The organism is Aurantiacibacter xanthus (assembly GCF_003584015.1).
In the GTDB taxonomy this organism is placed as follows: Bacteria; Pseudomonadota; Alphaproteobacteria; order Sphingomonadales; family Sphingomonadaceae; genus Alteraurantiacibacter; species Alteraurantiacibacter xanthus.
This window is the reverse complement of the sequence record NZ_QXFM01000145.1, coordinates 14,828-28,845: the sequence shown is the minus strand read 5'-3', so window position 1 is coordinate 28,845 and position 14,018 is coordinate 14,828. Positions and strand designations below refer to the sequence as shown.

General features: G+C 64.4%; 16 protein-coding genes. All 16 read right to left on the bottom strand.

Annotated elements, in window-relative coordinates:
* Nucleotide 1: 1 nt before the first annotated feature.
* Genes D2V17_RS20390 through D2V17_RS20315 form a run of 16 tightly spaced genes read right to left on the bottom strand, consistent with a single transcriptional unit; the run spans nt 2 to nt 13,812 of the window.
* Complete coding sequence (locus D2V17_RS20390; protein ID WP_067184712.1) at nt 2–838, bottom strand: conjugal transfer protein TraF; 837 nt, start codon at nt 836–838, stop codon at nt 2–4.
* Nucleotides 819–2,522 carry a conjugal transfer protein TraN gene (locus D2V17_RS20385; protein WP_119594976.1) on the bottom strand — a complete coding sequence of 568 codons (1,704 nt, stop codon included), beginning with the start codon at nt 2,520–2,522 and terminating at the stop codon, nt 819–821. The genes D2V17_RS20390 and D2V17_RS20385 overlap by 20 nt, the downstream gene beginning before the upstream one ends.
* Nucleotides 2,519–3,229, bottom strand: coding sequence for a type-F conjugative transfer system pilin assembly protein TrbC (gene trbC / locus D2V17_RS20380; RefSeq protein ID WP_119595019.1), 711 nt, complete (start codon nt 3,227–3,229; stop codon nt 2,519–2,521). Before trbC ends, D2V17_RS20385 begins: the two co-directional genes overlap by 4 nt.
* Nucleotides 3,230–3,279: 50 nt before the next feature.
* Nucleotides 3,280–4,308, bottom strand: coding sequence for a conjugal transfer pilus assembly protein TraU (gene traU / locus D2V17_RS20375; RefSeq protein WP_119594975.1), 1,029 nt, complete (start codon nt 4,306–4,308; stop codon nt 3,280–3,282).
* Nucleotides 4,305–4,949 (bottom strand): type-F conjugative transfer system protein TraW, encoded by a 645-nt coding sequence (gene traW, locus D2V17_RS20370; RefSeq protein ID WP_191229331.1) that lies wholly within the window; start codon nt 4,947–4,949, stop codon nt 4,305–4,307. Before traW ends, traU begins: the two co-directional genes overlap by 4 nt.
* Entirely contained in the window at nt 4,946–5,470 is a 525-nt protein-coding gene (locus tag D2V17_RS20365) for a S26 family signal peptidase (protein ID WP_119594974.1), read from the bottom strand. Before D2V17_RS20365 ends, traW begins: the two co-directional genes overlap by 4 nt.
* Nucleotides 5,457–5,852: a TrbI F-type domain-containing protein gene (locus D2V17_RS20360; RefSeq protein WP_245978841.1), complete on the bottom strand. Its 396-nt coding sequence runs from the start codon at nt 5,850–5,852 to the stop codon at nt 5,457–5,459. The genes D2V17_RS20365 and D2V17_RS20360 overlap by 14 nt, the downstream gene beginning before the upstream one ends.
* Nucleotides 5,853–5,860: 8 nt before the next feature.
* The gene (locus D2V17_RS20355) at nt 5,861–6,256 is read right to left on the bottom strand and encodes a hypothetical protein (protein WP_119594972.1); all 396 of its coding nucleotides are present in this window, start codon (nt 6,254–6,256) and stop codon (nt 5,861–5,863) included.
* 32 nt (nt 6,257–6,288) lie between these two features.
* Nucleotides 6,289–8,835, bottom strand: a complete 2,547-nt coding sequence (traC, locus tag D2V17_RS20350) for a type IV secretion system protein TraC (protein WP_119594971.1) — start codon at nt 8,833–8,835, stop codon at nt 6,289–6,291.
* Nucleotides 8,835–9,590: a TraV family lipoprotein gene (locus tag D2V17_RS20345; RefSeq protein ID WP_119594970.1), complete on the bottom strand. Its 756-nt coding sequence runs from the start codon at nt 9,588–9,590 to the stop codon at nt 8,835–8,837. The genes traC and D2V17_RS20345 overlap by 1 nt, the downstream gene beginning before the upstream one ends.
* A 5-nt stretch (nt 9,591–9,595) precedes the next feature.
* On the bottom strand, nt 9,596–10,486 hold the full coding sequence (locus D2V17_RS20340) for a DsbC family protein (protein WP_119594969.1): 891 nt from the start codon (nt 10,484–10,486) through the stop codon (nt 9,596–9,598).
* A complete protein-coding gene (locus tag D2V17_RS20335) occupies nt 10,483–11,817 on the bottom strand; it encodes a TraB/TrbI/VirB10 family type IV secretion system protein (protein WP_119594968.1) in 1,335 nt (444 codons plus the stop codon). The genes D2V17_RS20340 and D2V17_RS20335 overlap by 4 nt, the downstream gene beginning before the upstream one ends.
* Entirely contained in the window at nt 11,814–12,569 is a 756-nt protein-coding gene (locus D2V17_RS20330) for a type-F conjugative transfer system secretin TraK (RefSeq protein ID WP_119594967.1), read from the bottom strand. Before D2V17_RS20330 ends, D2V17_RS20335 begins: the two co-directional genes overlap by 4 nt.
* The gene (locus D2V17_RS20325) at nt 12,569–13,141 is read right to left on the bottom strand and encodes a type IV conjugative transfer system protein TraE (protein ID WP_119594966.1); all 573 of its coding nucleotides are present in this window, start codon (nt 13,139–13,141) and stop codon (nt 12,569–12,571) included. Before D2V17_RS20325 ends, D2V17_RS20330 begins: the two co-directional genes overlap by 1 nt.
* Before the next feature lie 12 nt (nt 13,142–13,153).
* Nucleotides 13,154–13,441, bottom strand: a complete 288-nt coding sequence (gene traL, locus D2V17_RS20320) for a type IV conjugative transfer system protein TraL (RefSeq protein ID WP_119594965.1) — start codon at nt 13,439–13,441, stop codon at nt 13,154–13,156.
* 26 nt (nt 13,442–13,467) lie between these two features.
* Entirely contained in the window at nt 13,468–13,812 is a 345-nt protein-coding gene (locus D2V17_RS20315) for a TrbC/VirB2 family protein (RefSeq protein ID WP_119595017.1), read from the bottom strand.
* Nucleotides 13,813–14,018 lie beyond the last annotated feature (206 nt).

Below are 14,018 nucleotides of genomic sequence, written 5' to 3'. Positions count from 1 at the left end.
CCTAGTAGTCACGTCCGGCTTCCTTCGATGTGAGGAGGTAAATGCGGTCCTGAAGCTCGTCGGCGCTCATCACGCCGTAGCCGATCGGGATGGGCTGGCCCTTGGCGGCGTCCCAGAGCACGACCGCCGGCGTGACCTTGGGCTCGAGCCCCATCCGGCTGCGCTGGTTGGTCTCGACCGTGTAGTTCGGGAAATGGCGCGAGGGCCCGCCATCGGTCGAGATTGCGCGCACGGTGATGTGCCAGGTCGAAGCTACGCTCTGGACGATCGGGGACATGACTTCGCAGGCGCCGCAGCTTTGCGCGAAGAAATAGAACAGTCCGTAGCGCTCCGAGAGCTGCGCCATGACCGCATTGCGCTCAGCGCTGCGCGTGTCCTGCCATTGACGCTTGCCGAGCGTCGAGACCGGACGCTGGAGCGTGTAGTCGAGATCAGGATCCTGCCAGATTGCCCGCTGCCAAACATCGCTGAACAACGATGCCCGATCGAGCTGGGCGCGCTGGAATCGGATATAGGCCGTCACATTGGCCGGTGTGGGCTCGAGGATAGCCTTGGCTTTCAGTTCGCGCAGATTTGCCGTGATGGCGTCGAGCTGGCTGGTCGCGCTTGGCGTGACCGCCGGTGCTTCGACTTCCATTTCGGGCGGCCTGGGCTTCGAGCAGTAGAACCAGTATCCAAGCTTTCGCTCCTCGCAGTAGAAGCTGTCCTGCCGGTCGCTGGTTGTGACGAGGGGCGGTTCCTGAGCCTGCGCCGAAGTGCTGAAGGCACTCGGCACAAGGCTAAGGGTGAGGCAGGCGGCAAGCAGCCGCCAGGCGGCCTTATTGGCTGGCGCGGGCATAGTAGTCCTCGATTTTTTGTTGGATTTCGGTGGCGGCCTGAAGCTCGTCGGGCAGGCGGGCAGCATCGGTGAACTCGGCGTAGACTTCGCTGAAATCCATCTTCGAGAGATCGAGCCGCGAAAACTCTTCAATGGTGAAGCCCAGGCATTGCTCGGTCTTGGGCTTGCCCCAGGGCTTGTTCAGCTGCTGGCGGCCCTGTTCCTGTAGAATCCGTGAGAGCTTGGATTCAAAGCAGCAATAGACCTTCTTCTTGGTCAGGCAGACGCCGAGGAAGCTGTCCGAGCAATAGGTCCCGACATAGGCGCACAGGCCCTGCGCATCGCGTTGGTGGAGCAGGATCTCTTCGCGGCTGCAGCCCAGTGCAACGAGCAGCTGGATGCCCGGGATCAGCGGAAACCCCTTGCCCTTGCAGCAATTGAGCACGCCGAAGACTTTGGATGAGCAGGTGTTCCGCGTGCCCCTGAACAGGGTGAGTGTGTCAGGATCGAACTCGCGCCGCGCCTGGTCCATCGCGTTGAGCGCGACAACCGCATCCTTGAACTCGTCATTGGCCTCGCGCTCGATCGTCTCGCACGAGCCATCGATGCAATAGACGTCGCCGTCGCAGATGAACTGGCTGGTATCGGCAGGCTGGTCTGGGACCGGGCAATCGTAGACCCGCTCCCAGGTCCGACAGGGCTCACCCGAAAGGCAGTCCTCGCGCACGAGCGAGCAGCCGGACGTGTTCTCGAGGGTCTGGCAATCCTGCGCCTCGGTGAACTGGGCGCAGGTGTAGCTGCGAGCCCATGCCCAGCAAGGCTGGGTGACCGCGATGCCATCGACGATCCGGGTGACCGGATCGCTGTCGGTGCAGGTCTCGGTGTCCTGCTGGCAGGAACTGTCCGCGGCGAGGCCAGCGCATTGGCTTTCATCGCGGCTCGTCGAGAATTCGATTCTGGAACTCGTTTGGATGATGCGCTGACCCGCGACGGTTTGCGAGCAAGTGTATTCATCGATCGGATCACCTGGTTCGGTGCAATGAAAGCCCCAGCCATCCTTGTAACCCTGCAAGCACGGTCCAGGATGACTGCCGCTTCGCCGACAATATGGGAGGTCATAGATCGTGCATTCGGGATCGAAACGCGGACAGTAATAGAGATAGTCGGTAACCGTTCGTGCAGCGGCGCGCAGCGGGATAGCGCAGCTGCGCGTTTCCTGCGTCGCTGTATAGCCAACGTTGCAGGTCGCCATGTAGCGCGCCGCCGTGCCGCTTCCGGGAGGGAGAGGGACGCAGCGACTCTGGCTGCCGCTGATGCTCATCCCGCTCGTGTAGGAGAGCGGATCATCGCTGATGATATTGCTGCGCGCGACGACCGCGTCGAGGTCCTGGGGCGCGAACTGCGCTCGGCGATCCATGGAATCGCGCATGGTCCGGTATCCGGTATTTGCGGTGGCCTGGCTTGCCGCTTCCCGCGCTATCCAGTCGGGATCGTCGAAATAGCCCGACTGGCTGGGCACGCTCCCGAAATTGGGTATCCGGTTTGCGTCCGGTTCGGTCGTTGCCGCGCCTTGCGCGTCGGCCGCCTTGTCGCGTCCGAAGGCCTTGCCGTCGGCTTTGGCGGCCTCGGTCGTGGTCTGGGCCAAAGCACCTGACGAAAGGGATGCGCAGGCGAGGCATAGCAGGGGGAGGAGAAGCCGCTTCATTGTGTACTCCGCTGCAAGCGGGAAAGGTGCTGGGAAGCGAGCAGCGCGCCGGGGCCGCCGCCCTGCGCGAAGGTTTCGAGCGCATAGGACACGCTGACATTGCCACTCATCCGGTCGTGAGACGGAACCTGCGTCCGGCAATCGAAGCCATCGCACAGGTCGAAATCGCTGCTGGTCACGACATAAGTGGGCACCGCCTCGATCCCGAATGCGCGGAACAGGCGCGGGTCGATGCCGACTGCGTCGAGCGCCCCGCCGTCATCGGCGATTTTCGCCAGCGCAGCCGTAAGGATCTTGGCGCTGCCACCCGGCAGGCCGCGCAGCACAACGACGCCGCCAGCCTTGGCGACATCGTCCGCCATGGCCCGCAAGGCAGCCGGCGGCATGGAGAGCGAGGCAAAAGCGATGAAGCGCGGCGCTTCACCCAGGTTCTCGCTGGCCATGGTCCCCGCATCGGCGACCATCTTGTCGAAATCGAAAACATCCTCGCTGTTCGACTTGGCGGACTGGGCGGACTGCTCGGTGTAGCGTCTGCCATGGGCCTCGGCTGCCGCCGCGCTGTCATTGGCTTGCCTGAGCATCGCTTCGGCCCGGGTGCGGGCATTGGCAGCCAGCGCATCGGCTTCGCTCGCCTCGACTTTGGCGCGCGCACGGATGTCCTCCAGGTCGATCTCTGGTTCGCTCGTTTGCGCCGCAGCCCCTGCCATGATGGCAGTGCCAGTGATCGACGCGATTACAAGGAGATGAGGAAATATCTTCATAGCGCACAGCAGTTCCGTTTGCGCCAGACCAGATAGCCCATGTCCTCGCCGATGGCGGGATAGACCTGACCTGCCGACATAAAGGTGGTGGAGGCGCCAATAGGCGCGCAGGCGTAGCGGCCCTTGGTCTGCGGATTGGGATTGGTGGCCTGGAAGCGGTACTGCTGCTTCCTCATCACCGGCATCAGATACTTGCCGCAGAGCCCCTTGCTGCCCATCGTGCCCCAGGCGACGAGTTCGCGGTGCAGCTTGTAAGAGAAGCGGGCGAGGGCGAGCCGCGATGCCTGGACGTGCCCGATCGTCGCCGAGACATTGCCGTTCAAGGGATACATGCTGCCCTGGCATCCGGCACACCAGAACAGTTCATCGGTCGGCAGCTTGGCCGTTGCCGCCACGCAATCGGCCGCGCAGGCCGCAAGCGCCAAGGGATTGGCGAAGAGCACCGCTTCGGGATTGATGATCGCGGTGAGCTCGCTGTCCTGCCAGAGCGGATCGATCTCGGTGATATAGAGGATGTCGACCGAGCCCTGTTCCAGGCACAGGAAATCGGCAACGATCTCCATCCAGTAGATCAGCGGATAGGCATACCAGTGGACATGCCACTGCGAATTGTACTGCGTCGCGCCGCCGACGGCCGAAGGTCCCGCCATCGACTTGAAGCCGATGTCGAATCCCGGATCGAGCTTCATCCCGCCGAGATTGACGAAGCACCAGGGCTTCATGCTGACGTCGGCAAGCCGCACCGGCTCCCAGAAGCCCATGGCGATGCCCGGCCGCAATCCGCAGAGGCAAACGGGAAGCGCCGGGTTGCTCGTATCGGGTCGGCTCGAGGGCCAGATCTTCAGGCCGCCGATCGAGATCGGAAACAGGCACGACCAGCAGATGTCGGTGATCGGATTGACGAACTTGCCCGTGCAGCGGCCCGGGCCTGCCGATGCCTGTGCGGGCGCAGCCGCAGCGAGCATGAGACCGAGAAAGAAGATCGCACTGCATAGCCATGTAGATAGGGGAGACTTTGTTCTCATGACGGTGCGCGCTCCTTGGGCCGGACAGGCTGCTCGGTGATGATGAGGATGCGGCCCTGCTGCTCGACCGTGGCGGGCACGGCGCGGATGCCGAAGTGCTTCACGAGGCTGCCGCCTTGGTCGAAATAGAAGCGGCGCTGGCGGGCCTTCATGAGTTCCAGCGGTGCACCGCGCACGAGGATGAGCTTGGCCTTGGTGCTGGCATAGCGCCGGGTCGCCCAGGCAAGCTGCTTGGGATCATCGCCATCGAGAAAGACCAGCGGCACCCGCAGCGGCACGGTGTCGAGCGGATTGACCCGGGTCCCGGCCGCAACGATCACCCGTCCCTTGTCATCGGCAATGTCACGCTCGACGCTGATCGTCGGATCGAAACGCCAGCTGCGTGCTGCCGCTGCGGCGTTCATCCCCGCGACTGGCTCGGGGCGGTTGACGCGCGCGATCGTGCGCCGCTTCAGCTCCTCATTGAGCTTGGCCGTCTCGCCGGTCTTCTCGAGATGGGTGAGACGCGCATGGATTTGCTCGAGCAGGTCAGGCTCGATCACCGACCAGACCGTGCCTTGCTGGCCGTAGTCGCGGGCGCTTGCCGGCGCGGCCAAAAGAAGACCGGCTACGAGGAATGGGGCGGCGCGCAGCGGTGTCACAGGATCGGCCTCCCGACCCCGAGAATGCGCTTGGCGCAGATCCACCCGATTGCCGCATAGCGGCTGTCGAAACCGTCCTTGTGCGCGGTGCTGACGAAATAGCAGCCTTGAGGCACCACGCCTGTCGGACCGAGCGCCAGCGGCTCGCCGAAACGGCTTGCCCGCTTGGCTACCGCGACCTTGCGGCCATTGACAAAGAAGCTGCGATCCTTCTCGATCACGACATCGCCGGGCATGCCGCTCACCTTCTTGCCGAACGGCTTGGGCTTCTTGCCGAAGTGCCTTTCGAGCAGCGGCGAGGCGGGCGGATCGAACAGGATGATCTCGCCGCGCTGGGGCAGCGCGCCGCGATCGAGCCAGATCGCCCAGTAAGGCAGGCTCGGACTGGCGTTGATCATCAGCGCGTGGTCCTTCGAGAAGGCGGCGAGCGAGGTGAGCGCGAGCGCGGCCGCGCCAAGCCCTGTCCACAACGCGAGGCGCCGCCCGGTTGGCGAGTGGAGGACAAGATCAGCGGCGCGCATCGGGAATGGCTCCCACGCGGCGAGCGACATCGGCGCGCACGGCTTCGGTGAGATCAGGCGTGCTGCCGGCCACCACCGCTTCGGCGACAAGCACTGTGCGGCCCTCGCGGCCGAGATGTTCGACGGAGGCTTCGACCGCCTGGAGGTAGGCCTGGACGCGCATCTTGGTTTCTTCAGGCGGTCGGCCTGCGCGCGCCTCGGCTTCGATGAAGTCGCCCATGATACGGCTCAGCTGCACGGTCACCACGTCGCGCTTGTCGAGCGCGAGCAGCTTGTCGGTCGCCCAGACGCCCCAGAGCGCCGAGCCGACCATGCTCAAACCGAGCGCGACGGCGGTCCAGTTCACCGCACCCATGCGGCCGCGCAGGGACTGTGTTGCCAATATGTTCTTCACAGCTTTTCTCCCGAGAGTTCGCGCTCGAGATCGTTGATGAAGCGCGGCAGGCGCCAGACCACGACGAGCGTCGCGACACCGATGAGGACGAACTTGAACTCGTCGAGGAATCCGATCTGGCGGCCTTGCTCGGCGCCGAGGAACCGGTCCGAAATATTGGCGAGATGCGCAAAGAAAACCCCGGCATCGCCGCCCGAGATCAGAAGGAAGAAGAGCAGCGGGAGCCCGAGCGCCATGAGGTAGCTCGAGGCGAGGAAGGTGCTGCCGCGAAGCACGATGTAGCAGAGGTCGGCGGCATGCGAGCGCCAGCCCTTGGCGGGCAGGTCGAGGCTGTCGCTGTCGGCACGGGCGTCCTCGGCCTGGTCGATCGGCGTGACGAGATGGAGTGGCATCGGTTCTGGGTGTCCTTGGATGGAGGGAGAAGTCAGGTTCGATTGGCAAAGGCGATCAGTTCGATCGCGTCTGCAAGCTGATGGCCGCGCGCGATCTCGGCATCGATCGCGGCAAAGGTCTGGGGAGAGCTCGAGAACAGCGTCGCTGAATAGTCGTCGAGCACGAGCCGGCCGATGGCTTCGGTTTCCGGTCCCTTGATGAAGACTTCGGAATAGTCGCTGCCCGAGCGCTTCAGGCTGCGGATCAGGGTCTCGGTGCGATCATCCATGTCGAGCCGCTTCGACGCCTTGAAATCGGCGATCGTCTCGGGCTTCTGTTGAAGGATCAGCATCCAGTCGCTGTTTTCCAGCGCAGCGGTCGCACCGTCCGACTTGTAATAGTCGTTGAGCGACTGCGTGGCGGTCGCCAGCGCCCCGCCATATTTGCGGCAGGTGCGGGCGTAGGTCTCGACGAACTCACCCATCGAGCCGCCCTTGAGCATCGACCAGGCCTCGTCGATCAAGAGCAGTTTCCTCACCGAACGCGGGCTGCGGGTCATGGCCTGGCTGGTCATGAACATGATCGCCGAGAGCACGACCGCGCGCAGTTCTTCGCGCGTGGCGAGATCGGACATTTCGAAGACGGTGAAGTCGGTGTCGAGATCGAGGCTTGCCTGGCCTTCGAAGAAGGCGCCATAAGTACCGCCTGCCATGTAGGGCGCGAGCGCGGTCGCAAGATCGCTCGCTGTCTCGTTGCCAAGACCGGTCAGCGCTTCGCCGACGCCAGTGATCGAGGCTGCTACGCCTTGGTCGCTCCAGACCATGTTGACCGCACGGTCGATCAGGCCGCGCTCGGTATCGTTGAGCTGCGCGCTGTGCCGCGCCATCTGGCCAACAATGGCCTTGACCATGCCGAAGCAGTCGAGCCGGTAATCCTCGTCTTCGGCTGCCCGCTCGCCATCAATCATCGAGAACGGGTTGAGACAGAAGCCTGCCTTCATGGTGAACTCGACGAACCGGCCACCCTGAAGCTTTACCGAATGCTCGAAGCTGCGGCCGTCGTCGATGACGACGACCTGCGCGCCCGCACCGCGCAGCGCCGCGCACATCTCCTGAAGCAGCACCGACTTGCCCGAGCCCGACTTGCCGCAGATCGCGACATTGTGGTTGCCGGCCTCGTTCTCGAATGGCGACCAGAAGAAGGGCTGGCCGCGCCGGCCCACGAACAGGAGATGCGGATGGACGCTGCCAAGATATTCGCCCTGCATCGGCGCGATATTGGCGGCGGTGGTCGAGAGCACGGTCTTGAAGCGCTTGAGACGCTCCATGTCGGCGCCAAGCCCGTCGGCCAGCGTCATCGGCATGGCTGCCAGCAGACCCTGGATTTGCAGGTAGCGCTCGTCGGCAAGGTCCCAGCCTGCCGCCTTGTAGATCGACTTGATCGCGCGTTCGTCCCGGTCACCGCGGCCGAGCGGCGAATAGGTCGTCAGGCCATAGAAGACCCGCACGAGGCGGCGACCCTCCTGCAGCTCGGACTGGACGTGCTGCCATTCGGCGGCCTGCTCGCCGATCCGCGGCAGGAACCGTGCGCTGCGCGTTCCCGCAAGGCTGGTGGTACGCATGAACTTGAAGCCGGCCTTGGCCGAAGCGGCCTCTTGGTCAGGATAGACGAGGCACAGCATCGTCGCGGCCGGGCAGGGGAAACGCAGCTTGTCGGTGAACATGTCGCCGATGAGCCGCGCGCACTCCCACGGCGCCCAGCGCTGGGGCATGTTGCGCGAGGAAAAATGCCGCACATCGAAGGCGTCGGGGTAGACCGTGCCGATCTCAGGAACCCCATCGTCAACCTTGCCCGTTGCCCGAAACCGCTCGGTGACGAGCCGCATCCGGTCTTCCAGGATGACGAGTTCGATATCGTGGCGGATCGCCTGCGCCGCGATCGCGTCATTGGGATTATAGGGCACAGCGTCGTCCTGCGGCGCGGTCGTCGGCGAGGTCAGGTCGTCGATGATCGCAATCAGCTGCTGCGGCTCGACTTCGGCAACGCCCAGATTGAGCGACTTCAGCATCGCGATGAGGCCGTCGCGCGTCTGCTTGAGATCCTCGTTGCTCACCGCTTTGGCAGCGGGCACGCCGACCGAAACGATCACCTGATGATGCCGCGCATGGAACGGCGCGTCCTGCGAACCCGATTCCCAGACGAGGCCGTAAAGCCGACGCGCGCGGTGGCGGGCAATCGCCTCGTAGACGCCGCCCTGGACATAGCGCGGCGCAAACCAGGGAGCGACGATCCGGCTGATGCGCGGAGACGCGAGATGCAGCACCTGGAGGCAGGCCCCGGGTGGCAGGCCCTCGGAGAAGAACGATCCAAGGATCTCGCCGGTACGCTCATCGGCACCGATCAACGGCGTGACAGCAAGGACAAAGCCCTTTGATCGCGCGTTGAAATAGAGCCGGCTCGCCGGATCATAGACCCGGTAAGGGAGCCAGTCCGACAGCAGATCGAGCATCAGGGCAGGGCGGCTCTGCTCGGCATGTTCGGCATCGCCCAGAAGTCCGGTGAGGAGCCGGTCGACAATCGTCTTCAGTTTCTCGGCCATCACTTGGGCTCCTTCTGTGCCTGAGCGGCGTTCTTCGCGGCCTCGATTGCCTCGATGGTCGGGAAGATCAGCGGGGCCTTGTCGGCAGAAGGCCGAGGGGCTCGATCATGCGGGGGCTGCGCCATGTCGAACCCCTCGACCGCCGGGGCTTTCGCTCCGGCAACGGCCTCGCGCGCCGTGGAGGGGAGGACCAGCGGCGAGGCAGAGGGGGTGTCCTCGAGTGAGGATGAAGGTTGAAAGGGCTGTCCGAGATCGAACGTCTCGGCTTCGGGCTGTTTGGCAGGCTGCTCGGCGGCGACACCTTGATGCGTTTCGCCCGATTCCTCGGTCTGTGCCTGTACGGCTTTGAGCTTGCGGCGCAGCTGGCGCATCAGCGGCGGGGCGGTGTCCTCACCAACCTTGCGGCGCAGTTCTGCGGCCCAACGCGGATTTTCGACGACTGCCCAGGCGACCGCATCATCGTGCAGCGTCCCGGTCTCATCAACATGGGCCGGAAACACGATCCTGAGCGTTCGCTCGGACGTCCGGGCCTGATCACCGGCAGCAACCGGGACGGTCGCAGGATAGTCGTTCTCCAGCGAGCCGGTTGCGGTCATGTCACCGGTTGCGCGGGCGTCGATGACATGGCTGGGCGCGCAGTCGCCTTTGGGGGCTCGGCAGGTGAAATCGCCTTCGATGTTGGTGCCGAAAGTCGCGCACGCGCTTGTCAGCAGAGCAAGGCAGGCAGAGGCGAGAATACGGTGGGGAAATCGCATGACGATTATCCTTTCTTGGCCGAAGCGGGCGCGGCCGCTTTGGCGGGCGTGAGAAATTCGCGGAGCACGGAAGCGGGGCGATAGCCTTCGAGGATCGCGCCATCGGACGGGCGCACGATGACCGGCGTCCCGTTGAAGCCATGGGCCTTGGCGAAGGCTTCGTTGGCATCGAGCCCGCTCGTGTCGCAGGGCTTCGGATTGGCGAGGGCGAGACCCGAATAGGCCATGTGCAGCGACACCTCGGGGCGCGGCGAACACAGCACCCGTTCGGCATCACGGCGGCTGTCGGCCCCGAAGATCGAAATGGGCCGCTCCTCGACGCGCGCACCGATCGCCTTCAGTTCGGCTTCGAGCTTCTTGCAGTAGCCGCAGTGGAAATCGGAGAAGACGACGACCTTGGGGCCGTTCACCGGTCCCCAGGTGATCGCGCCGTTCGCGGGCAGGCCGGCGAGCGATACGTTCTGCGGGGTGGCGCGCGGGGCGGGCTGGCTTTCTTCGCCGGCATTGCTCCGCCGTGCAGCACCAGCAGCCAGCAAGTCTGGGTTGAGTGCGAGGAGACGGGCTGCCGTCAGGTCTTGCCGCGCCTCCATGTCGTAGATGCGCCCGATCACCAGATACTTCGCCGCGCGATCGACGTAGAACAGCGTCGATTTCGAGGCGACTTCGCACAGGCCGCCAAGGCCATCGCAGGTGATGGCGTCGATCGGCGTCTTCGGGAGGCGCAGCTTGAGCGCGTCGCGCACTTTTGCCGTGTCGGGAGCCTGGGCCGGGGAAGCGAGGCTGGCCACGCCCCAACCCGTTGCGGCTGACAGGGCGACGACGGCAGCAACGGTCGCCACCGGTCGCAGCCAGCGCCGCGGCTTGGTGGGGGTTGGATCGTTTGTGGCGGGGGTCATTGGGAGTTCCTCACGTAGACGCCGTCGAGGAAGACGATCTCGACATCGATGCCGGTCGGCATCTCGACGACGGGTTGGTATTGTTCGGCGCGCTCGATCAGATATTTGCTGACCGTATCGGCGGCATCCGCAGCGCCCTGGCCGAGCCCACCGCCGAGGATGTCGCCGGCAGAGAGCTTCGAGCGGGTGCCATCGGCATTGGTCGTGACGCCGGAGAAGACGCTGTTGGCGTTCGCCGAAAAGCCGCGCCCGAAACCGCCCACGATCCCGGCAAGCAGGGCCTGGCTCACAAGGCTGCCCTCGCGGCTGACGACACGGCCACGCACACCGGATTTTCCGGCGAAGCTGATGAAGCCTTTGACCTCGCTCACCGCGACGCGCCCGCCGGGCTGATCGCAGGTCATCCGGGCCAACTTCACGTAGACTTTCTCCGAAGAGAGATCGCCGCGCGCCGCGCCATTGACGATACAGCCCTGGATGCGGGTCGTCAGAACCTTGCCGTTCTGCATGACTGATCGCGCTGGGCCCGTGATGCGCAGGACAACCGGAAGCGGATCGGTCTGGCTCGCGACACCGGCCGATGCATCGACGCCAACGATGACGCGCGCCGAGGCATAGGAATTGGGCGGCAGATAGTCCGGTGAATCCTCGATCACGACCGGCGGGGTTTCGGGACGCGCAAACCTTGGACCACTTGCCCCGGCTTTGTCCGACGTGAAGCTCATCAGCTTGACTTCGCCTGGCCCGGGCATTGCAGCTTCACCGGCCCCCACCGGCGCGCCGCCGAGCGTTGACGGGGCCGTCCGGCCGCGCGCGTCATAGCCGCCAGCTTGCGGGCCATAGGCCGGCGGCGGCACGCTCGGGGGAGCCGAGGTGCTCTGGCTGGCAAGGCGCGCCTTCAGATCCGCGTTCTCGGCGGAGATCGCATCGATCGCGGCCTGGCCGTCAACGTGCATGGCCTGGTTCTCGGCCTTGAGGGCGGCGAGCTGGGCTTCGATTTCCTCACGCGGGAGGCTCGCGTCCTTCATCGCCTTCTGCTCGCGGGTCACGGCATCGAGACGATTGCCGTAGGTCGCGACGAATTCGCGCTGCGAAAGGTCGCGATTGATGAGTCCCGCCGTGTCGATGGTCTGGGCGGCGGTGGGATCGTCGCTCTTCGCGCCGTCGTCGCCTCCCAGGATGAACCAGCTACCGCCAATAAGCGCGAGCGCGCCCAAGGAGCCAAGCAGAAGCTTCTGCCGCCGCGCGGTCTTGGCGTTGAGGCTAGTGACTGGCGAAGGCGATGCGGGGTCGGCTTGAACCGGGGTCGAGGGGATGGCTGTGTCGCTCATTGACCGATCTCCCCGTTCGTGCCGACGATGAAGGCGACGGTGCTCTCGCCCGATTGGAGAGTTGGCTGGGCGATTGAGATGGCAAGGGTCCCGGACGACGCGAGATCCGCTTCGGCAAGCGTCAGCGGTTTGCGGCCACGGTTCGCCAGACGGATGACCTTCCCGGCAAGCGCGCTGCCGCGGTAATCAGCAATGAGCTGGACCTCGAGGTCGCCGACCCGTGCCGGAAGAGCTGAGGATTGCCGGACTTCGAAGCCATCGACCGTGCGGTCATTGGCCATGGCCTGGATGAGGCGTAATGCGCTCGTCTCCAGCGGCGTTTCGCTTTCCCAGCCTGCCGCCTTGTTCGTCGCGATCGCCGGGTTGGTGATGAAGACCTGGACTGCCGGAACAGGCTCGACCTGACAGGAAACCTTGTAGACGAAGCCCTTCTTGGTCGTGGCGAAGAAGCTGATTGACCGGGCCGCAAAGGTCTCGGGCACCGATACGTAGATGTCGCCGCGCAGCGGCTCGTTGGTGACCGCAAAATCGTTGTAGGGCGTGCCGGTCGAAATCTTCGAAACGCTGGCAAACTGGTCGTCGACGAGCGCAAAGCGCGTTAGTTCGCGGGCCGAAACGGCGCATTCGATGCTCGCTCCGTCTGCAGCCTGTTTGAACTGGTCGGCGGCCTGAGCGCCGCTCCCGGAAAATGCGAGGATGGTGCTGGCGCAAAGAGCCAGGCTCCATACGCGCGTCTTGCGTCGGTAAGCCATCACTGGGCCTCCTTCGTTGGGTCTTTGGGGGGCAACTGGCTGAAGCCTGACAGCGCGAGACGCAGGCCCCGGTAGGTCCAGTTGAAACGGAAACGGCGCTCGTCGCTCGCGATGACCTGGGCGCCGACAAAGGTCTTGAGCGTGCCGGTCACATCGGAAGTCAGCCCCTTGGGGTCGACGGTCATCGACCGGATGACGAAGGCCTGGGTAAGTTCCGAGCCCCGCTGTTCCTCGACGATCCGGACGAGATCGGCCTTGAGGCGACCGTAGCTTGCCGGATCGGCGAGCTTCAGGATTTCGGCCATCCAGTAGTCGAGGCCCTCGGGGCTGCGATTGAGCAAGACGAGCGCGGCATCGCGGGTCACGAGTTCGAGATAGTCGGCCTCGACCCCCGCGCTGCTGACGATGAGCTGCTTGGGGAGTGTCGGCAGGAGCACGACTTCGCGGTCGCGGGTGGCAGCAAGGCTGACGGCGACGACGAGCGCAATGCCAAGCCCGGCGCTGGTGAGCGCGAAGAGGTTGCGCTGGCGCAGCAGCGACTGCTGACGCTCGTGTGAAATGTCGGCAAACATGGATATCTCCCCTCAACCGGCAAGCAGGCGGCAGTGGGAAGGCGGCGTCGATTTCAGGCCCAACAATCCGGCCGGCAGATACCAATAGGCGGCATGGGCTACCCAGGAGCTGGCGCGTCCTGCTTTTGCCTTTCGCAGCGAGAACCAGGCGCCGAAGGCAACGATGATGCCGATAAAGATATGCTGGCTGAGGATCCCCCAGGTGAAGGGGATGAGCATCCCGCAGAACTCGTCGATGGTCCAGAAGCCGATGAGCTCCGGATCGTCGAGCCGACGCGGGATGATATATGGGTCCGTCATGGCGACGCGCCTTCCCGTCCGATGCGTCAGATGACCGCGGTGACGACCGAGGTGACGATCGGAACACCCGTGCCGACACCGATGCCGACACCGACCGGAACAGCGACCTGCCCGAGCGAGAACCGGCCCGAAGCGAGACCGATGAGGCCGCCTGCAAGGCTGAGGACGGTGATGATCTTGCCGCCCGAGCCTTCGAGGAAATCGGTGAATTTCGTGAGGGCAGGGGTGAAGGTCGTGTCGGCGCCCGCGTAGGCGGCGCTTGCGGCCAGTGCTGCGACCGCAAGCGGTACCGCGAAGGTCATGGCTCGCCCGAACTTCGAGGGGCGCTGGTCGATGGCGCCGGAGCGCCGGGAGAGGGTGAAAGACTGCATATGGAGCTCCATCTGGAGGGGTGAACCCAGCGTTCTCTCGTTCGCTGTGTGTTCCACATGCATCTAGGAATTCGATGTAGGAAAGTCGGAACGCCTCTCGAGCTGATGCGGCGGACGGATATGGACGCATCGAATGGTTGCTGTCGGCGATAATACGCAGAAACAGCGGTTTATCTCGTAATCAGCGTCGACGAATCTCGACAGGA